Source organism: Vibrio sp. CDRSL-10 TSBA, assembly GCA_039696685.1.
GTDB lineage: Bacteria > Pseudomonadota > Gammaproteobacteria > Enterobacterales > Vibrionaceae > Vibrio.
This window is the reverse complement of the sequence record CP155566.1, coordinates 71,167-92,705: the sequence shown is the minus strand read 5'-3', so window position 1 is coordinate 92,705 and position 21,539 is coordinate 71,167. Positions and strand designations below refer to the sequence as shown.

Sequence of the window (21,539 nt, the reverse complement as noted above, 5' to 3'; positions counted from 1 at the left end):
CATGAACCTCAAAACTAACCTGATCCTGTTTCTCTCCAGCCTGTTGGCAACGACCCCGCTGGCTGCTGCGCCCGATACGCAGCAGGGCTATTTTATTGATGCGCCGGTTACCGGCTTGTTTTATCGCACCAGTTCAGGGCTGAGCGGCACGACCCAAAAAGGGCAATTCTCCTATCATCCCGGCGATGTGATCCGCTTTTACCTCGGCCTGGACGAACACGGCTATCTGCTCACCACCCTGAGCGGTCAGGAAGTGGTGACCCCGACGCTGGCCAGTACTCAGGTCAGCCGCAGTGTGAACATGACCCGTTTACTGCTTTCGCTCGATACGACCCCACAAAACCGCGAAGAGATCACGCTGCTCAGCCAGGCACTGACTGACCGGCATTTTATTCAGCAGCTTAAACAGCTCGACTTGTCATTTCTTGACGATCATCTTGCGGCACTTAATCTGCCTCTGGTCTCGACTCAGCAAGCGGTCGAACACCTCAATCAGAGCCAGCACTATATTGAGCAGAATTTTGTTTCCGACGAGGTTATTTACCGGCCCAAAGGTGTGATGTACGAAACCAGCCTGGTCCCCAAAAAAGACTGGCAGGGAAAAATCTGCGCTTACAATCTCGATCGCGCCGCTCATCCCAATTACTTTGCCCCGATAGGTAAAACGCGCTTTTCAGTCGGAGCGGAAACACTGACCGAGTATCCGGCGATTGGAGATCACTTTAACGGCTGCCAGCTCAGACCTGAGCAAGGTCTAACCGAGGCAGTAGAGCATCCGCTGGGCCAGTTTGCCCATGAGGCTGGTCTGATTGGCTGCGCCCGGCACGGCTGTACCCGTAACGACCTCAACGGCTTTTATGTCGAGGACTTTGACGACGAAGGCGACTGGAAATACCGCACCATAGCAATGAATTTTGATCCGCTCACCGAGCTGTTCATGGAGAAATCGCAGGGACTGGGCCATAAAGCCCGCGTCAGCCACAACAACCGCAGTGAGATGATGTGGTTCACCTACCCGAACGGTAAGGGCGACCACATTCCGTTGCAGGGCATCTGGTTACGCACCCGCTACCTCACCTCAGGCATTCAGCATCAGTGCCTGCGAATCACCGCCAGCCAGGTTCTGCTCGGCCCCGAATCTGTCAGTGAATGTCCGTCCGGACCACAAGACTACACCCGGGACGTCACGGCGCAGTATCGCGACATGTGGTGGCTGCAAAAACCGGGCAATTCGGTCAATCTGGGCGATCTCAACATTACCGTGACCTGGTTTGAACCGGAGCGCGGCCCGCAATTTACCAGCTGGGAATATCTGCCGGCAGGTCACGACTGGGATCAGGGGATTTTGTATCGCTATCAGCAACGCAAACAGCGCGCGGTGGATGGCCAGGAATCGATGCAAACCCTGAATGTCGACGAATTTACCAAACAGCATAAGGACAGCTAATGGTCTCTTCACCCTTTACACAAGTGCTGCACAACTGGAAGCAGGGTGACAAATCTGCAGAAGGTGAGCTTTATCATATTGCTTATGCCCAACTGCGCCGCCTTGCCGAACAGGAACAGGCGCGCAACGCAAGTAAATACGGTGACAGCAACCCGATCCTCAATGACAGCATTCACAGCACCACCGCGCTGGTGCATGAAGCGTATCTGCGCTTGTCGCAGACGGATCTCGATGATGTACAGCACCGGCGCGATTTTTATCTTAAAGCGGCCAAAATCATGCGCCAGATTCTGATCGACCATGCCCGCCATAAGCAGGCACAAAAACGTCAGCCGGTCACCCTGCTGACACAGGGCGATCGTGACTCTTCAGCCTCGTTTGAACAGCTCGTCATCATGGACAAAACTCTGGATACCTTCAGTGCCCGCTACCCGCGCCAGTCCAACGCACTCAAGCTCAAATACCTGATTGGCATGAAAGTCGACGAAATCAGTGAATTGCTGGAGTGCAGCCGCAGCCTAATCGAAAAAGATCTCAAATTCGCCTTGTGCTGGTTCCAGTCGAGGCTGAGTTAAGATGCGCGTCTTTGTTTCACTCAGTGCTGCCATGTTAGGTGCCTGGCTGCTGTGGCCCGCCGACTCACGCACCGAGCAACTGGCTACGGATGAAACCGCCCAGCGCGGGTTAACACCGGGCCATGCTTGGTGGCCGGACAGTCACAGCGCATTGCACGCCGCCGCGTCCGCACAGCCCCTCTCTGCCGGCTCACATAGCGCCGATAACAACGCAAGCCGCTCACCAGCCGACGCCACAGATGAGGCTGAGAGCGGTGACAGTGAGCTTGAACCTGAGACAGAACAACCCGCTGAGGACACAGCGCCTGACAACACGGACGCCGGGGTGAAAACCGTCACGACGGCAGAGAGTGATACAGCCAGCGCCGAAGAAGATAACCAGCCGCCGCAACTGAACAGCGAAGCCTATCAACGCATCAGTGACGAAATTGCAACCTGGCAACTCAGCCCGGGGAATGCCGTGCGTTATCAGGTCGATATCAGTGACCTGTTCACCGACCCGGAAGGCGATCTGATCTCCTACCGGGTATCCGTCACCAGTACTGCCCTGCGACTCAACCTGGCTCAGCTGCTGACTGTAAGCGGCACACCGGAGCCGGATAGCGGCGCCCCGACGCTGCTGATTGAAGCAAGTGATGATGCCCATGCGGATGAGACCTGGCCAAGCACCAGTTTTATCCTGCCAGTCGAGTCAACTGAAAACGAGCAGGATACCCAGCAACTGGAGGATACCTACCTATACCGTATCCAGACCACGCGCCAGCTGGACGGCCAACACTATGATTATGATGTGCTGTATTGTGAACTATTCTACCTCAGTAAAGGGGTGGTCTATTACGCTATGGGGCAAACCCGCCTCGATTGTCCCGACAGCGCAGCGCTGCAACGCGCCGGAACCTATCAGCGCAAGACGCAACAAATCGACTTCAGTCTTGATTCCAACCAGTTCTACAGCTGGATTTTTCGCCAAAGCTATCCGTCACGCATCTATAACAGCAACAATTTTCTAGTCACCAGCTATGACGGCGACGAATATCAAACCGACACCCTGTCCGATGCCCGCGAGGCAGCAGAAGCGCGCCTCAACGGTGATACCGGCCAGTACCTCTATCAGGGGGGATCCTTTGATTATCTGCTGATGGACGAGCAACAGAAACTATTACTGGGTCAGTATGGGCAACTACATTTACGACCGCCGCTTCGACAACGTCAATTATTATCAACCGGCAGACTCAGACCTGAATATTTTATCCGATCAAGGCGATCTCTCCTGTCGTCAGTTTGAGCCTTATTTTGCCTTTTCTTCTCTGACCGGCCCGACTCTGTATCAGCAAACCATGATGGTATTTTCCGGCGATTATTATGGCAACTATCCGCCGGCCTGTTATGAATTTGACTCCCATCAGCGGCCGGTCAGCCTTTCTTCTGACCTAGAGTATTCCGAATATGACATCCCGCTTGAAGGCGAAATTTATACCTATATTCTGCGCCCGCGTCCGGAATATACCCAGTGGCTGGAGACTCTGAAAATCAATTTAATCTATCACCAGCCCGATCCCAGCATCACGCCATAAACCGCATGATGACTGGTTTCCTGCCGCTAATGATAAAAAAATTAAATTAATTTACGGGTTTTATGCTGCTTTCCGTATATTGCCAGCGTGTATTGCAGCAGGTAGAAAGTGGCTCAGATTCGATATTTTTACGCTTTAACTTTTATTTTTGCGCTTAACACCATGCAACAGCGCAAAAAATGAGGCATCGACGTCCTCGTTTGCAATCAACAGGGAAATAATAATGAAAAAGATGACTTTTCTAGCAGTGTCAGTTGCTATGGCATTAACTGGCTGTGGCGGCGGTGGCGGCTCAGATAGCAGCGGCCAAACCACCGCGCAAAGTACCACTATCACAGGTTTTGATGGCTACTTTAAACAGGCCGTGTTGTTTGACGATGTCAACAACGATGGTGTACTGACAGTTGGAACGGACATCGTATTTGGCCTGACCGACGCGAACGGCCAATACCAGTTAACTCAAGACGTAACCGGCACCCTGGCGCTACAGACACTGACTCCGGGCGGCAACGCACAAAGCGCTCTGGCCGATTACGATGCCGAGACTTATGCCGGTAAATACACCATTGATATGGACAGCCCAAGTCAAGCAATGGCACACGAAGTGGTATTCCGCGCGCCAACATCCTCTACCGTAGTGTCACCAATAACTGACCTAGTTGCGATCAAAATGAGCAGCGACAGCACCCTGAGCGAAGATGAAGCGAAAGCAGCCATCGCTGCAGCTCTGGGACTGAGCGATAGTGTGGATGATGTTTATAGTGACTTCGTCTCTGGCGCCGAAGCGAACAGCAGTTTGCATAAAGTGGCTCAGATGCTGACCGAATCAAAAGCAGCTGCAGATGCCGCCAGCCAGGACTATGAAGAACTAGCAGACACCATTGTCGAAGCAGCCAAAACAACTGTCGACAGCATGGACGAGACTGAACTGGCTTCCACCAATTACGTACCAGTCGTGACGATTGACGAAGGTACAACCACCATCGCCAGTAACTACCAAATGACTGCCGATGGCGAAGTGGTCACTGCCCTGCAAGAACAGCTGTCTGCCCTGAATATCAGCGAAGACGATAACTTTGCCGGATTGAGCCTGGATGTCAGCAGCCTGTTTAGTGATGAAGATAATGCCTCGCCAACCGTTTCTGTGAACGAGACGGAACTGGGCGACAGTGGCATTACGCTCACGGCCTCAAGCGGTACCCTGGTACTGGGTGCGGTTAACCCAGTAGCTGACAGCGGTGAATTCACCATTACCCTGCAAGCCAGCGATCTTGATAGTCAAAAAAATATTATCAGTACTAAGTCTGTCGTTCTAACGGTGACCATCACCGCCAGCAACCAAGCGCCAGTTGTAGTGACGGACACTCAAACCACCCTACAAACCATTGTGGATGGCTGGCAATTACAACAAGGTACTCAGTTTGAACAAACCCTGAGCCTGGCTAGCTTATTCAGTGATGTGGATGGCGAAATCACTGAATATGAATCCGGTTCAATTGATATCGAAGGCCTGACCCTAACTATCGACCAGAGCCAGGCCATTGCCACTATCTCTGGTACGCCAACCCAGGCTTACTCAGCTGGAGTAACATTCCAGATTAACGCGCGCGATGAAGACGGTGCAGCCTCGCAAGCGGCCGAATTTACCTTGCCGGAGGTACTAGAAGGTCAAGAGACTGAGGTGGAAACCCACTCACTGGAAGGTACAACATGGTACCGCCTGGAGCACGGTTCATCGAATGGCTCAACAGAGCAAAACTACAGCAGTGTATGGTGTGATACCTTCCGCTTTGAAGACGGCCTAATATACGAAAACGTCCGTAGTTCGGATAATTTAACCCAGTGTAGTGAAGCTACACAACTGGCCAGTGGTGCAAGTTATGTGGTAGACGGCGATAACCTGGTTGCGACCTTCTATGATCCGGATGAAGGCGGTAATGTGGAAGTCACCTTAAGTGTCAGCGATGCCAGTGCGATCTCAAGCGGAGCTCAGACTTTGCTGTGGACAGTGGAAGAAGATGGCGAAGCCGAGACTGAACGCTACACCTTCTTCTCGAATATCGACGATGCAGAAGCGCGCATTCAGCTTAAATCCGATGATGATGGCGACACGCGTTACTTCCCGATGATTCTGCCAACCCAGAAACGGTGGTGAAGCGGTCGGCCGGGTTGGCCTGTCAATCAACGATGAGCCGTCAATTGGTGATGAGGGCGCCATGGATGCCAACGTGGTACTGGAATTCACCGATGAGGATTTCACCTGTGAAGATGCGCAGAATCTGTACCGTCACATGCTGTTTACCGGTGCCGATCTGAGCTGGGAATACTCATCCGGTGGTAATTATGACGATAACTTCGAGTGTTACAACAATACCGAAAACAATATCATCCATGCCAATATCGACTTTGATTTACCGTCACTGACCGTTGGCAACGTGTACAGCTTTATCGGCCGGGTGAAGGAATCCCAGGGCGCTTATGTCGAAGCCGTTAAGTTCAACATGCAATGGACAGGCGTGAGCAATAACGACTAATAACACGTCAAATCAGGCTAGGTAACAATAACCCCGCAATGCGGGGTTATTTTCTATCCTTTCACACACAGTACATTCAGCAGTGAGGTGCCTTTCAGGTTGGTCGTTCTGCCATTGGTAAACAGTCCTTTGCGCCCCTCACCCCAGTACGGCAGGTACACCGGCCACTGTTCACGTTCCATCACTTTTGAATTAAGTAACTGCTTCCACTCCTGCTCGGTTGCCAAGCGCATATTCTGGCTGCGGCACATTTTTTCCGCCCCGTCATAGCTGAGCCGGTTCCAGGCTTTGTTGTGCTCCATGTAGAACTGCACATTGTCGGCCAGAGTGTAAGGCACAACATAACTCACTCCGTTGAGTGACGCCTGATGGCGAAAGCTGATATCGGCGCCCTGAGACGCAACAGTCGCAGGTAAAGCACGGGTTTCGGTCAGCGCAGCGGCTTGCGCAGGCTCAGCTGCCACAACAGGTTTAGGCGACACCGCAGGTTTAGGTTGCGAGGCTGGAGTCTGAGCTTTAGCAGGCTTTGGTGCAGCTTGTGGTGCGACTGGAGCACGCTTTACCGGCGCAGCCGCTGTCACTGACGTCGCCGTGCTTTTTGCGACTTCACGAATAAAAGCTTCCTTGTAGCCGGTCACAGTGCGCACGCCACGCAAATCTTTGCGCGCCTTGGCGAAATCATCGTAAGGCCCGATCAGGCAACGGGTTCCTTTGTCTTCCGGTTTCATCCAGACATGGGTTGAGATATGTTGATACAAACCCTGGGCCTGGGCCAACGATAAAGGCTTGGTCAACAAGCCGCACTGAATCCAGAAGTCAGAATCCTTTCTTTTCGGGGCCGAGTTACCCCATAGGCCTTGTCCTATCGGACACGCTTTATCCAGAACCGGCAACTGATTGCTGGCGGCCTGAGTCGCATCACAAAGAAACTCCTGAGCATGTACCGGCAGAGAAAACAAAGGTACAGCACAGCAGGACAGGCTTAACAGAACTCGATGGGTGATTTTAGGCATCACGACCACTCTCATCTCCATAGTTATCCTACTCATAGTGACAATGGTTACTGCTCAACGTTCGATTACAGATGCAAAAAAAGAGCCGCAATCACTTACGGCTCTTAGTTTAGGTACATTATTCGAACAAAATCAATCGACTCTGATCAACCTTTGTAGATTTTCGGGTTAAACACATCGCGTAACCAGTCGCCCAGCAGGTTAATCACCAACACCAGGGTGACCAGCACCAGGCCAGGGAAAATGGTAATCCACCACGAACCGGAGAAGATGTAGTTAAAACCGATACTGATCAGTGAACCCAGTGATGGCTGGTCAACCGGCAAACCCAGACCGAGGAAAGAAAGTGCCGCCTCAGACATGATGGCATTCGCCACCTGTACAGTTGAGATCACCAGAATCGGCGACAGACAGTTCGGCAGAATATGACGAAACATGATACGCAGTGATTTAAAGCCCATCACCCGCGCCGCTTCAACATACTCTTTTTTCTTTTCAGCCAGCACAGAGGCACGAATGGTACGCGCATATTGCGGCCACTCGGCCACGCCGATGATCACCACCAGCATCAAGACCGCGTATTCACTGTAGAACTCGCTGCCAAAACTGGCTTTAAAGATGGCCGATACAATGATCGCGACCATCATGGTCGAAAACGACAGCTGTACATCCGCAAAACGCATCAGGAAGCTGTCAATACGGCCACCGAAATAGCCGGCTGACAAGCCGATCACGATGCCGAAGAACAGCTGTAAAGCAACGGCAAGAAAGCCAATCGTCAGTGACAAACGGGAGCCATATAAAATGGTCGATAAAATATCGCGCCCCTGGTTATCAGTGCCGAGCAGGAAGCGCTCATCGCCGCCATCCAGCCAGGATGGCGGTAATTCCGAATCCATAATATCGATTGACGTTAAATCGTACGGGTTGGTCGGTGCAATCAACGGTGACACCAGAGACGTAACCAGCACCACCATAAAGATGACAAAGCTGACCATCGCCACTTTATCACGCAGAAAATAGTAAAGAAAATCCGACTGCTTAAAACGCTCCCAGCGTGAAGGAGCTGCAACTACCTGGCTCATGATTATGCTCCTTTTCCGGTCAGGTTAACGGTTGGGTTGATCAGACCATACATCAGGTCCACGATGGTGTTGGTCACCACGAAAATCAGGCCGACAAAAATCACGTAAGCCGTGATAAGCGGCGTATCCACCCGGTTAATCGCCTCAAGGAACAGGAAGCCGGTACCCGGCCACTGGAACACAGTTTCCGTCAAAATGGTGTAGGCCACCATAGTGCCGATTTGCACACCGCCGACAGTCAGCACCGGCAGCATGGTATTTTTCAGCGCATGCTGGTAATAAATCTTGTTCATCGCCAGGCCTTTCGCCTTGGCAAACTTGATGTATTCAGAGCTGAGCACTTCAAGCATCTCGGCACGGACCAGGCGGATAAACAGCGGCAGCATGATGGAGGCCAGCGAGACACAAGGCAGGATCAGGTGTGCGAGACCATCAAGGGTAAAGAAACCCCGACTCCCAGCCGAGCCAGTTTGCGGTTTCACCGCGGCCATAGGATGGCAGCCAGCCGAGCTCTATCGAGAACACATACATCAGCATAATCGCAGTCAGAAACACCGGGATCGAAATACCAATACTACTGCCGGCCATGACCAGCTTAGTAAACACACTCTTCGGATGTATCGCTGAATACACCCCAAGCGGAATTGAACAGACAATAATGATCAGCGAGGCACCGAACACCAGTTCCAGCGTCGCGACCAGCTTGTCGAGAATCACTTCAACCGCAGGACGCTTGAAGAAATAGGAGGAACCCAGGTCGCCCTGCACCGCAGCAGTGATAAAACGGGTGTATTTAGTTACGAAGGGATCGTTGAGGCCCAGTTCATCACGCAGCGCCTGGCGCTCCGTCTCTGAAACCGACTGACCGACAAGCTCGCGCAGCGGGTCGCCCAGGTTATCCTGAATGGCAAACGCCACCAAACTGATCACAAACATCACTATCAGTGCCTGAAACAGGCGCTTGACCAGAAACGAAAACATTCCTTGCCCCTTAACTTTCCATGCTAAATCCATCCGGGTTAATGCCCTGCGATGGACCCTATTCAGCCTTTAAAACAGCCACTAACCCGACTGAAACAAGATTAATGACCTAAGGTTAGAAAGCCCCCGCAACCGGGTTACGGAGGCTCCTGTTACCATTTAACGCGCAACTTACTCTTGGACTACCAGGTCACCGAAGTATGGGAATTCCATCGGGTTGACGATTGGTTTGATGTCCAGAGTTGATTTCGCGCCCCAGGCCAGGTTCTGCCAGTGCAGAGGAACGAACGCTGCATCGTTGTACAATGTTGCTTCGACCTGCTGCAGCATTTGCGCACGTTTGGCCGGATCGGTTTCGACGTTTGACGCTTCCACCAGTTTATCCACTTCCGGATTTGAGTAGTGACCACAGTTGTACTGACCTTTACCGGTTTCTTCATTGCGGGTCATGGTCAGGAATTCAGAGAAGTTAGCTGAATCCTCTGTATCTGAGTGCCAGCCGATCATCAGCATGTCTGCCGCACATTTATCAAACTCTGGCCAGTACTGCGCTTTTGGCATGGTTTTCAGATCAACTTTAATGCCGATCTTCGACAACATCGCCGCCGCAGCTTGGGCAACTTTGGCATCGTTAACGTAGCGGTTGTTCGGTGCGATCATCGTCAGGTTAAAGCCCTTCTCATAACCGGCTTCTTTCATTAGCTCTTTGGCTTTTTTCAGATCATAACGCGGCACCAGCTCAGGATTGTAACCCGCGTAACCTTTCGGGCTCTGCTGACCGGCAGCCGTTGCAAAACCTTTCATGATTTTATCAACGATACCCTGGTTATTGATCGCGTAGACAATCGCCTGACGCACGCGCACATCTTTCAGTGCTTCATTGCTCGACTGGTTCATCTGGAAAGAGATGATACGGGTACCCGGCAGGGTCACCAGATCAACACCTTTAGCTTCTTCAACACGTTTGTGGTCGTTCGGCGCCACCGGTGCAATCATGTCGACGTCACCAGACAGCAGAGCCGCAACACGGGTCGCATCTTCTTTGATAGGCACCAGAGTCAGATGGTCAACATTACCTTTCGAATCTTTGTCCCAGTAGTCTTTGAAGCGTTCGAATTCGACTTTCACGCCCTGTTCACGTTGCGTTACGATAAAAGGACCGGTACCGGAAAGGTGGGTAGACGCAAACGAGTTACCGTGTTTCACTACTTCACTCTTATCTTTGCCGTCTTCGGTCTTGCCTGAATAGAACTTGCTGTCCATCGGGAAAATGTAGGTCGCGGTTTGCAGTACCAGCGGGTAAGCGCCCTTCGATACCAGGTCAACCGTGTAGTCGTCGACTTTGACCATTTTCTCGTATGGTTCAAAAATCGCTTTGAAATCCGGTGAGCTTTGCAGACGGTCAAACGTCCAGACCACATCGTCTGCTGTCATCATGTTACCAGAGTGGAACTTAACGCCTTCACGCAGGTGGAAACGGACTGTTTTGTCATCCAGACGTTCCCAGCTGCTCGCCAGGCGTGGTTCAAAGTCCAGATCCTGGGTGTAGCGAACCAACGGATCAAACACCATGTGAGACAGTTGCAGCGTACCACCTGACAGTTGTTCATGCGGGTCCAGTGATACCGGATCAGCGTCGTAAGCCACAGTAATATCAGCTGCGCTGGCGGCAAAGCTGAGGCCAGCTGCCATTAAAGCCACTGCAAGTTTGCTTTTCATGGTTTTCATTGCATAACTCCTTATGCGGGAATCCAAATCCCTAGTTGTTGTATTTGCTTCTGTTTCAAAACCCGGCCCCGAAAGGCCGGCAATCTGTGCGGCTAGGCCGCGCTTACACCGTCTCTCAAGCCGGTAAACTCCGGCATCAAGGAAATCAGTTGCTGGCTGTACTCATGCTGCGGCGCTGTGAACAGTTGCTCTGTCGGCGCCACTTCCAGCAAGGTACCCATTTTCATGACCCCGACCCGGTCACACATCTGACGAATCACCGGCAGATCATGACTGATGAACATCATGGTCAGGCTTAATTCATCCTGCAGATCTTTAAGCAGGTTAAGGATTTGCGCCTGAACAGAGACATCCAGCGCCGAAGTCGGCTCATCACAGATAAGCAGACGCGGACGGGTTGCCAGCGCGCGCGCAATCGAAATACGCTGACGCTGACCACCGGAAAATTCATGCGGATACTTCACCCCGGCCATTTTACCCAGGCCAACATAATCGAGCAGGTCGTTGACGATTTGGCGGGTTTCCCCTTCACCATTGGTCAGTTTATGAAAGCGAATCGGCTCAGCAATGATGTCGAAGACCTTCATCCGCGGGTTCATTGAGGTGTAAGGGTTCTGGAACACCATCTGCATCTGGCGACGCACCGGACGGCGCTCTTTCTCTGACTTCATCGCCGTCAGATCGAGCCCTTCAAACGTCACCCGGCCTTCATTCGGCTGGTACAAACCAGCGATGACGCGTGCGATGGTCGATTTACCCGAACCAGATTCGCCCACCAGGCCGAAAGTCTCTCCTTCCTGCACCTCGAAACTGACATTATTGGAAGCCTGCACGTACTCGCGGCGACTTTCAAACAGTGAATCTTTGGTCACAAAGCGCAGGCTGACGTTTTCCACGTTAAGCAGCGGGCCGGTGTACTCACGCTGATCCTGACTCTGACCCAGCCAGTGATTCTTGATATCCAGGGTTTTGTGCTCAGCGGCATCTTCGATATAAGTGACCAGCGGGAAGCGGTCCAGTTTGATGTCGGAGCGCGGTACTGCGGAAATCAGGCTGCGGGTATACGGATGATCCGGGTCACCCAGCACTTTCGCCGTCGGACCGAATTCAACCAGATCGCCGCGGTACATCACCGCGACACGATCCGTCACGTTGGAAACCACGCCCATGTCGTGGGTCACCAGCATACAGCCGACATTGTTTTTAATGCACAGCTCGCGGATCAGACTCAGGATCTGGTCCTGAATGGACACATCCAGTGCCGTGGTCGGTTCATCGGCAATGATCAAATCCGGTTCGCCCGCCAGAGCAATAGCAATCACGACACGCTGACGCATACCACCGGAGAAACTGGTGCGGATACTGTTTCAGGCGGTTTTCCGGTTGCGGGATACCGACCTGCTTCATCAGTGACAATGCACGCTGGTAGGCTTCATCATCACTGACCTTCATGTTGGCATGGATGGTTTCTTTCAACTGCTGCTCTACGGTGAACAGCGGATTGAGTGAGGTCATCGGGTCCTGGAAGATAAAGCCAATTTTAGACCCGCGCACGGCACGCATTTTTTCCGGAGACAAGCCAGAGATCTTCTTGCCATCCAGGAAGACTTCACCGCCGGCTATAGTGCCCGGAGGACTCAGCAAATCAATAATCGCGTTACCCACTGTCGATTTACCGGCACCGGACTCACCGACTACGCCGACAATCTCGCCGCGCTCAATGCTGAAAGACAGCGATTTAACCGCTGCATGCACACCGTGGCGTGACGGATATTCAATACGAAGGTTTTTTACTTCTAAAAGTGACATCTAAACCAGACCTCTACTGCTGCGGCAGTTTTCTGCCCTGTCTGCGGCTCACGGCGATCGATACCATCAGCGGTCGACCAACGCATGCCCAAGTGAATCCATTCAAACCAGTATAATATTCTGGCAATTTATAAGGCCATCAATATGGCGAAAACTTCACACAAAAGCAACATTAAAAGGATAAAAAATCGATAATGCACCACTTTAAAGCAGCATAATCGAATTTATATGCACTAAAACTAGATATTAGCGTGGTCGGATGTTTCGCCATACTCGGTAGATTAACTCATATTCATAGCGTTAAACACTGATATAGCGCAAATATTGCAGATATTGTAAAAAACGAGCAGATGAATATTTTAGCAAGTGTCAAGCCGAGCTAAATATTAACAATAAAGAAACAATCTCACATGAAATCCATTACCTAAACCATAAAAACCAGACATTCAGCTATTAACCAGAAATTAAACCCAATAATGTAAAATTAAGTGGAATATTAAACTTATCGTTTTTGTGAACTGACTCAACTCAACGTCAAGCGGACACTGGGCAGATAAATGGTTCGCGTGCGAAACGTCTGTTTAAAGACTAGAAGAGGAATTGCCCACCAATCCGCATAAAAATAAAAAAAGTGATGGTACGCACACAAATGGTGAGAAAAGGGAATACAGCTTCTGGGTTCTGGGTTCTGGGTTCTGGGTTCTGGGTTCTGGGTTCTGGCAGAATGTCTTAGACAACAGGTACAGAATCAAGCCCTAGGATCCTAGGGTCCTAGGGTCTAGAACCTACAAACGTAAAAAAGCCCCGTCATTTCTGACGAGGCTTTAAATGGTGGTCGGTGAAGAGGGATGCGATCGGACTGGCGCTCCAGCCCACGACCAGCGATGCTATGAAGCATCCTCCAACAATCATCCAGATGCAAAAAAGCCCCGTCATTGCTGACGAGGCTTTAAATGGTGGTCGGTGAAGAGGGATGCGATCGGACTGGCGCTCCAGCCCACGACCAGCGATGCTATGAAGCATCCTCCAACAATCATCCAGATGCAAAAAAGCCCCGTCATTGCTGACGAGGCTTTAAATGGTGGTCGGTGAAGAGGGATTCGATCGGACTGGCGCTCCAGCCCACGACCAGCGATGCTATGAAGCATCCTCCACTATCATTCAGATGTAAAAAAGCCCCGTCATTGCTGACGAGGCTTTAAATGGTGGTCGGTGAAGAGGGATGCGATCGGACTGGCGCTCCAGCCCACGACCCGCGATGCTATGAAGCATCCTCCACAATCATTCAGATGTAAAAAAGCCCCGTCATTGCTGACGAGGCTTCAAATGGTGGTCGGTGAAGAGGGATTAGATCGGACTGGCGCTCCAGCCCACGACCCGCGATGCTATGAAGCATCCTCCACAATCATTCAGATGTAAAAAAGCCCCGTCATTGCTGACGAGGCTTTGAATGGTGGTCGGTGAAGAGGGATTAGATCGGACTGGCGCTCCAGCCCACGACCCGCGATGCTATGAAGCATCCTCCACAATCATTCAGATGTAAAAAAGCCCCGTCATTGCTGACGAGGCTTTGAATGGTGGTCGGTGAAGAGGGATTAGATCGGACTGGCGCTCCAGCCCACGACCCGCGATGCTATGAAGCATCCTCCACAATCATTCAGATGTAAAAAAGCCCCGTCATTGCTGACGAGGCTTTGAATGGTGGTCGGTGAAGAGGGATTCGAACCCCCGACCCTCTGGTCCCAAACCAGATGCGCTACCAAACTGCGCTATTCACCGACAAATGGGGTGGCTAACGGGATTCGAACCCGCGACAACCGGAATCACAATCCGGGACTCTACCAACTGAGCTATAGCCACCGCTGAATTTTGCAATAACCGCTTGTATGCCGTTACTTCGTATCACGCTTAACGCCTGACACTTAAATAAGTGGTCGGTGAAGAGGGATTCGAACCCCCGACCCTCTGGTCCCAAACCAGATGCGCTACCAAACTGCGCTATTCACCGACGAATGGGGTGGCTAACGGGATTCGAACCCGCGACAACCGGAATCACAATCCGGGACTCTACCAACTGAGCTATAGCCACCACTAAATTTTTACCGATATTGCTTCCGGGAATTGGCGCGCCCGAAAGGATTCGAACCTTCGACCTTTGGCTCCGGAGGCCAACGCTCTATCCAGCTGAGCTACGGGCGCATGCCCTATCGGCGGATGGGAATAATACGTAGATCGCCATGGGTCGTCTAGTACTTTTTCAACTTTTTTTATTCGTTTGGTGCCTTTTTCATCAGATATGGCGAATTCACCCTATTTAAGGATGTGACTCACCCCCTGAAGATCGCAACTTGTTGTTTATTGCACCATGTTATCGATCTATAATCACCCACAGTTTACATTGATTTAACAGCCAGTCCGGCCAATAAATCACCCTACGCTAAATAATAATTGGGTAAGCAGCACTTACCTTTGGAATGTAAAGTGAGTTAAATGGATATGTCTCGATCAGTCTTAAGCGTATTGTTCGCTGCACTAACCTTTTCTACCGCCTCCTTCGCAACCAGTTCCGCCGATGCTGATGCCATTGCAGAACGCATCAAACCTGTGGGTAATGTGTATCTGGCAGGCAGTGAACCGGTGGCTGCAGAACCAACCGGCCCGCGTGATGGCGCCTCTGTTTACGGCACCTTTTGTATCGCTTGTCACGCATCCGGAGTCAGTGGCGCTCCCAAAATTGGCAATGCCGCTGATTGGGCTCCGCGCATTGCCCAGGGTAAAGATGTCCTGCAGCAGCACGCTATTAACGGTCTGAATATGATGCCACCACGTGGTACTTGTATGGACTGTTCAGACGATGAAATCATGGCCGCGATTGAGCATATGATAGAAGGTCTGTAATCGACCCGGAATGCAGTGAAAGCTTGGATAATTTAATCAAGGCTTTGATAAAGCAACCTAAGATTCGAATATAAGAATAAAGGCTTGGATAAACCAAGCCTTTTTCATCTCTGTCGCAATAGGCGTACAAGCGCGCACGCTATTTTTTAAACATCGCCTTCAGGTTGGCAATATGCGCCTGACCTTTGGCCATTCGCTCTTCCTGCGACAGTGGTTTCTTCTTTACTTCCCATTCAACATCATCGTAAGGTAGCTCATCCAGAAAACGGCTCTGGGTCGGTTTGAGCAGTTCACCATACTGACGGCGCTCTTTGCACATCACAAAGGTCATTTCACGCTGGGCACGGGTAATCCCCACATACATCAGACGTCGCTCTTCTTCGACATTGTCTTCATCAATACTGGTCTGGTGCGGCAGAATACCCTCTTCCGTACCAAGCATGTATACGTAGGGAAACTCGAGGCCTTTAGATGCGTGCAACGTCATCAGCTGCACCGCATCACTGTCGTCCTCATCTTCACCACGCTCCATCATGTCTCGCAGCGTCAGGCGCTGTACCACCTCTTTGAGGGTTTTCTCTTCCTGATCATAATTATCTCCCTCAAGGTCAGAGACAATCCAGGAATAGAGCTCAGAGACGTTCTTCATCCGCATCTCGGCCGCTTTCGCACTGGATGAGGTTTCGTACAGCCAGTCTTCATAGTGAATATCGCGAACCAGAGAGCGCACTGCTTCTACGGTGTTGCCGCGTTCGGCATTATCGGAAATCGCAACCAGCCACTGGGTAAAACGGCGCAGATTTTCCAGGCCACGCCCGGACAGATGCTGTTCCAGCCCGAGCTCAAAACTGGACTCAAACAGGCTCTTACCACGCATATTGGCGTAACTGCCCAGTTTCTCCATGGTCGCCGGGCCGATTTCCCGTTTCGGCGTGTTAACGATACGCAGAAACGCATTGTCGTCGTCCGGGTTCACCAGCACGCGCAGGTACGCCATGATGTCTTTAATTTCCGCGCGGGCAAAAAATGACGTTCCCCCGGAAATTTTGTACGGCACCCGGTTCTGCATCAGGGATTTTTCAATCAGACGCGACTGATGGTTACCACGATACAGAATCGCATAATCACGATAATGAGTGCGGTTAAGGAATTTATGCGCCACGATTTCCGCTGTCACCCGTTCAGCTTCATGGTCGTCATTCTTGGCCATGATCACTTTGAGTTTTTCACCATCCGGGATCTCGGAAAACAGCGACTTCTCATACACGTGCGGGTTATTGGCAATCAAAATGTTAGCCGCGCGCAGAATACGACTGGTTGAGCGGTAGTTCTGCTCTAGCTTAATCAGGCGCAGATTGGGGAAATCCTGCCCCAGCAGCACCAGGTTTTGTGGTTTAGCGCCACGCCAGGAGTAGATCGACTGGTCATCGTCACCGACCACCGTCAGACGGCCGCGTTCACCAACCAGCAATTTCACCAGCTCATACTGACTTGAGTTGGTGTCCTGATATTCATCGACCAGCAGGTAACGAATCCGGTTCTGCCAGCGCTGTCGCACCTCTTCCTGGCCACGTAACAACAGAACCGGCAGCAGAATCAGGTCATCAAAGTCGAGTGCGTTATAGGCGCGCATCTGGGTGTGGTACATCTCGTAGCAGAATGCAAACAGCTGCTGTTGTTCACCCTGTGCCTGCGCTTTGGCCTGATCCGGTGACAACATGTCGTTTTTCCAGTTCGAGATAGTGCTCATCAACTGGCGCAGCAGATCTTTATCGCCGTCGAGCTGCTTTTCGGTCAGCTCTTTAAGCAGGGCGAGCTGATCCTGGTCATCAAACAGGGAGAAGCCTGCTTTGAGGCCGAGCTGCTTGTACTCACGACGAATAATATTCAGCCCGAGGGTATGGAAGGTCGATACCATCAGACCACGGGACTCGGCTTTACCTAAGGTCTGGCCTACGCGTTCCTTCATTTCACGCGCGGCTTTATTGGTAAAGGTCACGGCAGCGATATTACGCGCTTTGTACCCGCACTGCTGAACCAAATAGGCAATCTTATTGGTGATAACCCGGGTTTTGCCCGAGCCTGCACCCGCCAGTACCAGGCAGGGGCCAGATACGTATTTCACGGCTTCATCTTGTCTTGGGTTCAGCTTCATAGTGCTCTCTGATCTGCGTATTGAAGGCGCTCATGATAATGCCGCAAGCGGACACTTTCCACTCCGCTGCGAGCACGAACCTAAAAATCATCCGCTCAGACAATCAGCGCAGCTCAGTCTGCGCAGACAACCGGGGCAAGGTTCATCGGCTACTGTGACGAGCCTGATTCGCTACTCCTTTGATCTGAGTGACAAAAGTATGCTTTCACGCTTTTTTATCATCGCAATTAACGACTTTCGATACTGAATTGCATAGAATGAAAGACATAAATACAGGAGTGAATAACCAATGTTTGATCCAAAGAAACTTGAGCAAATCGCGAAACAGATTCACGAATCCATGCCGCAACCGGTCAAAGACCTGGGTACCGATGTCGAACAGAAAGTTCGTCAGGTCATTCAGGGCCAGCTGAATAAGCTGGATGTGGTCAGCCGTGAAGAGTTTGATGTGCAGACTCAGGTTCTGCTGCGTACACGTCAGAAGCTGACTGAAATGGAACAGAAGCTGGCTGAGCTGGAAGCCAAACTGGCTGACAAATAATAACCTGCTCCGGGTGCCCCGGACTGGCAGGCAACACCGGTCAGCAGCAATTATAAAGGGCTTAGTCTTACGACTAAGCCCTTTTTGTTTTTATGTTGTGTTGTGTTTGCTTTTATTATGCTTTTTAAGCCGACTTAATTAGTCACCTACAGCGATGCGCTTCATGTCTTTCATGTAGCCACGCAGCTCTTCACCGATGAACTCAACCGGGTGGTTACGGATGATGCTGTTCACTTCAATCAGAGTTGCGTTATCAACCTGGTTAGATGTTTCGCCCAGGCCTTTACCGATTACGTCAGTACCTACTTTAGGCATGAACTTCTCGCGCAGTAGCGGAGTCGCTACGTTTGCGAACAGGTAGTTACCGTATTCTGCAGTGTCAGAGATAACCACGTTCATTTCGTACAGGCGCTTACGTGCGATAGTGTTCGCGATCAGTGGCAGTTTCGTGCAGTGATTCGTAGTAAGCCGACTCATCGATGATGCCTGATGCTGTCATCGCTTCGAATGCCAGTTCAACCCCGGCGCGAACCATAGCGATCATCAGGATACCGTTGTCGAAGTACTCTTGCTCAGCAATCTTCACATCTGACTCTGGGTAGTTCTCAAAGGCAGTTTCTGCAGTCTCTGCACGCCAACCCAGCAGGTTCACGTCGTCGTTCGCCCAGTCAGCCATCATGGTGCTTGAGAAGTGACCAGAGATGATGTCATCCATGTGCTTGTTGTACAGTGGACGCATCAGATCTTTCAGCTCTTCAGAAAGTTCAAACGCTTTCACTTTAGCCGGGTTAGACAGACGATCCATCATATGGGTGATGCCACCGAATTTCAGTGCTTCGGTTACGGTTTCCCAACCGAACTGCAGCAGTTTACCTGCATAACCCGCATCGATACCGTCAGCAATCATCTTCTCGTAACATACGATAGAACCCGCTTGCAGCATACCACACAGGATAGTCTGCTCGCCCATCAGGTCAGATTTCACTTCAGCAACGAATGAAGACTCAAGACAACCTGCACGGTGACCACCAGTTGCCGCAGCCCATGCTTTGGCGATTTCCAGACCGTCGCCTTGCGGGTCGTTCTCTGGGTGAACAGCGATCAGAGTCGGAACACCGAAGCCACGTTTGTACTCTTCACGTACTTCAGTACCCGGACACTTAGGTGCCACCATAACAACCGTCAGGTCTTTACGGATTTGCATGCCTTCTTCAACAATGTTGAAGCCGTGTGAGTAACCCAGAGCTGCACCCTGTTTCATCAGCGGCATTACGGTCTGAACTACGTCAGTGTGCTGCTTATCCGGAGTCAGGTTAACAACCAGGTCAGCTTGTGGGATCAGCTCTTCGTAGCTGCCTACCACAAAACCGTTGTCTTTGGCGTTTTTGTAAGACTGACGCTTCTCGTCAATCGCTGCCTGGCGTAGTGCGTAAGATACGTCCAGACCAGAATCACGCATGTTCAGACCTTGGTTCAGGCCTTGAGCACCACAACCTACGATGACCACTTTCTTGCCTTTCAGGTAATCTGCTTCAGTTGCAAATTCTTCACGTGCCATAAAACGGCAGCGGCCTAGTTGGTCCAATTGCTCACGCAGGTTCAGGGTATTGAAATAGTTCGCCATCAGGGTGCTCCTTTAATTTATTCCATCAGGTCGGTGGCTGTGCACCGAATGAATTCATACTAAAACAGACATTCAGTTGCTCAAAGTGATATATTCACAATTAGTTATTGCAATTAATGCAACACAGAGTCCGCTTATGAACATTAAAACCTTACAACTGTTTCTCCATCTTTGCGACAGTATGAATTTCAGCAAAACGGCGACCGCAATGCATGTCAGTCCGTCCGCATTGAGCCGGCAGATTCAAAAGCTGGAAGATGAAGTCGGTCATGCTCTGTTCGTGCGGGACAACCGCAGTGTCGAACTGACTCCGGCCGGCAGTAAGCTGTTGCCGGTCGCCATGCGCATCACCAGTGAATGGCGCCAGTTCCATACCCAGCTCAACGAGCAGGAAGCGGAGCTGAAAGGGGAAATTCGTCTGTTCTGTTCGGTCACGGCCAGCTACAGTCATTTGCCGGAACTGCTCAATGCATTCCGGCTTAAACACCCGTCGATTGAATTTAAACTGCTGACCGGGGATCCGGCCCAGGCCATCGATAAAATACTGAATGATGAAGCGGACATTGCGATTTCCGCGATGCCGGAGCATCTGCCGTCACGGGTGGAATTCACCACCATCAGTGAACTGCCGCTGTCGGTGATCGCACCGATAGGGATCAGCAGCTTTGTCGAAGAAGTACAGAAAGAACATCCGGACTGGTCTCAGGTCCCGTTTATCGTGCCGGAAGTCGGTACGGCCCGTGACCGAGCCAACAGCTGGTTTAAACGTATGAAGATCAAACCCAATATCTATGCTCAGATAGCCGGCCATGAGGCGATTGTCAGTATGGTCGCGCTGGGCTGCGGGGTGGGAATCGCTCCCGATGTGGTGATCAATAACAGTCCGGTACGTGAAAAGGTGCAACGACTCTCTTTCTCGCCGATTAAGCCGTTCAAGCTCGGGGTATGTTGCAAACGCTCGCAGCTGGATGATCCGCTGGTCAGAGCGCTGTGGCGCGTAGTATCGGCCAAACGCAGTATTGTTGATTAGGGTCTAGGGTCTAGGGTCTAGGGTCTAGGGTCTAGGGTCTAGGGTCTATAATTCTACGCTTTGATCCTACAAACGCAAAAAACCCGCTGATTGCTCAGCGGGTTTCTTTAATAGTGGCGGAGAGATAGGGATTTGAACCCTAGGTACGCTATTAACGTACGCCGGTTTTCAAGACCGGTGCTTTCAACCACTCAGCCATCTCTCCGCAAATTGTCACTAAAAATCGAGTCTTACACTTACGACGCTGGATATTTAGCTGTGTTTCCAGGGTATTCTCTTAAAAAAGAGAGTTCTGAAACGATATTAAAGCCTGGCGATGTTCTACTCTCACATGGGGAAGCCCCACACTACCATCGACGCTGTTTCGTTTCACTTCTGAGTTCGGAATGGAATCAGGTGGGTCCAAAACGCTATGGTCGCCAAGCAAAATTTTGTCAGGAACAAAATTTAACGCACTTTAGTGCGGCCCGAAGGGTTAACTACAGGGATGTAGTTAATAAATTCAATTCCAAAATTCGGAAAGCTGTTTAAGTTCTCACACACAT

General features: G+C 51.2%; 13 protein-coding genes, 6 tRNA genes, 1 rRNA gene and 3 pseudogenes. 9 read left to right on the top strand and 14 right to left on the bottom strand.

Features of this window, described 5'->3' with window-relative positions:
• Position 1 precedes the first annotated feature (1 nt).
• The 6 genes from ABDK09_07775 to ABDK09_07750 all read left to right on the top strand — a co-directional run bounded on the left by ABDK09_07775 (position 2) and on the right by ABDK09_07750 (position 6,130).
• Positions 2–1,447, top strand: a complete 1,446-nt coding sequence (locus ABDK09_07775; GenBank protein ID XAW89597.1) for a chromosome partitioning protein ParA — start codon at positions 2–4, stop codon at positions 1,445–1,447.
• Positions 1,447–2,022: an ECF-type sigma factor gene (locus ABDK09_07770; protein XAW89596.1), complete on the top strand. Its 576-nt coding sequence runs from the start codon at positions 1,447–1,449 to the stop codon at positions 2,020–2,022. The genes ABDK09_07775 and ABDK09_07770 overlap by 1 nt, the downstream gene beginning before the upstream one ends.
• Before the next feature lies 1 nt (position 2,023).
• Positions 2,024–3,307 carry a hypothetical protein gene (locus ABDK09_07765; GenBank protein ID XAW89595.1) on the top strand — a complete coding sequence of 428 codons (1,284 nt, stop codon included), beginning with the start codon at positions 2,024–2,026 and terminating at the stop codon, positions 3,305–3,307.
• Between the two features lie 52 nt (positions 3,308–3,359).
• Entirely contained in the window at positions 3,360–3,596 is a 237-nt protein-coding gene (locus ABDK09_07760; GenBank protein ID XAW89594.1) for a hypothetical protein, read from the top strand.
• A gap of 223 nt (positions 3,597–3,819) precedes the next feature.
• Complete coding sequence (locus ABDK09_07755) at positions 3,820–5,751, top strand: Ig-like domain-containing protein (GenBank protein XAW89593.1); 1,932 nt, start codon at positions 3,820–3,822, stop codon at positions 5,749–5,751.
• Positions 5,752–5,812: 61 nt separating this feature from the next.
• Entirely contained in the window at positions 5,813–6,130 is a 318-nt protein-coding gene (locus ABDK09_07750; protein XAW89592.1) for a hypothetical protein, read from the top strand.
• A 53-nt stretch (positions 6,131–6,183) separates the two neighbouring features.
• On the opposite strand, the gene ABDK09_07745 is transcribed toward ABDK09_07750, so the two are convergent.
• From ABDK09_07745 to ABDK09_07700, 10 genes and pseudogenes are all read right to left on the bottom strand, one after another.
• The gene (locus ABDK09_07745) at positions 6,184–7,158 is read right to left on the bottom strand and encodes an SPOR domain-containing protein (GenBank protein XAW90698.1); all 975 of its coding nucleotides are present in this window, start codon (positions 7,156–7,158) and stop codon (positions 6,184–6,186) included.
• Positions 7,159–7,289: 131 nt separating this feature from the next.
• Positions 7,290–8,228 (bottom strand): ABC transporter permease, encoded by a 939-nt coding sequence (locus tag ABDK09_07740; protein ID XAW89591.1) that lies wholly within the window; start codon positions 8,226–8,228, stop codon positions 7,290–7,292.
• A 2-nt stretch (positions 8,229–8,230) separates the two neighbouring features.
• Positions 8,231–9,209 (bottom strand): annotated as a pseudogene (locus ABDK09_07735) (ABC transporter permease).
• Between the two features lie 171 nt (positions 9,210–9,380).
• Positions 9,381–10,937, bottom strand: coding sequence for an ABC transporter substrate-binding protein (locus tag ABDK09_07730; protein XAW89590.1), 1,557 nt, complete (start codon positions 10,935–10,937; stop codon positions 9,381–9,383).
• Positions 10,938–11,029: 92 nt separating this feature from the next.
• A pseudogene (locus ABDK09_07725) lies at positions 11,030–12,746 on the bottom strand (ABC transporter ATP-binding protein).
• A 1,702-nt stretch (positions 12,747–14,448) separates the two neighbouring features.
• Positions 14,449–14,525: transfer RNA gene (locus ABDK09_07720), tRNA-Pro, on the bottom strand.
• Positions 14,526–14,530: 5 nt separating this feature from the next.
• A tRNA-His gene (locus tag ABDK09_07715) sits at positions 14,531–14,606 on the bottom strand.
• 71 nt (positions 14,607–14,677) lie between these two features.
• Positions 14,678–14,754, bottom strand: a tRNA-Pro gene (locus tag ABDK09_07710).
• Positions 14,755–14,759: 5 nt separating this feature from the next.
• Positions 14,760–14,835, bottom strand: a tRNA-His gene (locus tag ABDK09_07705).
• A 33-nt stretch (positions 14,836–14,868) separates the two neighbouring features.
• Positions 14,869–14,945 (bottom strand) — tRNA-Arg (locus tag ABDK09_07700).
• A gap of 291 nt (positions 14,946–15,236) precedes the next feature.
• On the opposite strand from ABDK09_07700, the gene ABDK09_07695 reads away from it, so the two are divergent.
• A complete protein-coding gene (locus ABDK09_07695; GenBank protein XAW89589.1) occupies positions 15,237–15,644 on the top strand; it encodes a cytochrome c5 family protein in 408 nt (135 codons plus the stop codon).
• 139 nt (positions 15,645–15,783) lie between these two features.
• Here ABDK09_07695 and rep read toward each other — a convergent pair whose 3' ends face one another.
• Positions 15,784–17,799: a DNA helicase Rep gene (gene rep / locus ABDK09_07690; protein XAW89588.1), complete on the bottom strand. Its 2,016-nt coding sequence runs from the start codon at positions 17,797–17,799 to the stop codon at positions 15,784–15,786.
• 289 nt (positions 17,800–18,088) lie between these two features.
• Between rep and ABDK09_07685 the strand changes: the two genes are divergently transcribed.
• Entirely contained in the window at positions 18,089–18,340 is a 252-nt protein-coding gene (locus ABDK09_07685; protein ID XAW89587.1) for an accessory factor UbiK family protein, read from the top strand.
• Positions 18,341–18,478: 138 nt separating this feature from the next.
• Here the strand turns inward: ABDK09_07685 and ilvC are convergent.
• Positions 18,479–19,964, bottom strand: a pseudogene (gene ilvC, locus ABDK09_07680) (ketol-acid reductoisomerase).
• Between the two features lie 136 nt (positions 19,965–20,100).
• Between ilvC and ilvY the strand changes: the two are divergent.
• Positions 20,101–20,994, top strand: coding sequence for an HTH-type transcriptional activator IlvY (gene ilvY / locus ABDK09_07675; protein XAW89586.1), 894 nt, complete (start codon positions 20,101–20,103; stop codon positions 20,992–20,994).
• Positions 20,995–21,108: 114 nt separating this feature from the next.
• Here the strand turns inward: ilvY and ABDK09_07670 are convergent.
• Both ABDK09_07670 and rrf read right to left on the bottom strand, forming a co-directional pair.
• A tRNA-Ser gene (locus tag ABDK09_07670) sits at positions 21,109–21,199 on the bottom strand.
• A gap of 103 nt (positions 21,200–21,302) precedes the next feature.
• A 5S ribosomal RNA gene (gene rrf / locus ABDK09_07665) occupies positions 21,303–21,418 on the bottom strand.
• Positions 21,419–21,539: the final 121 nt, after the last annotated feature.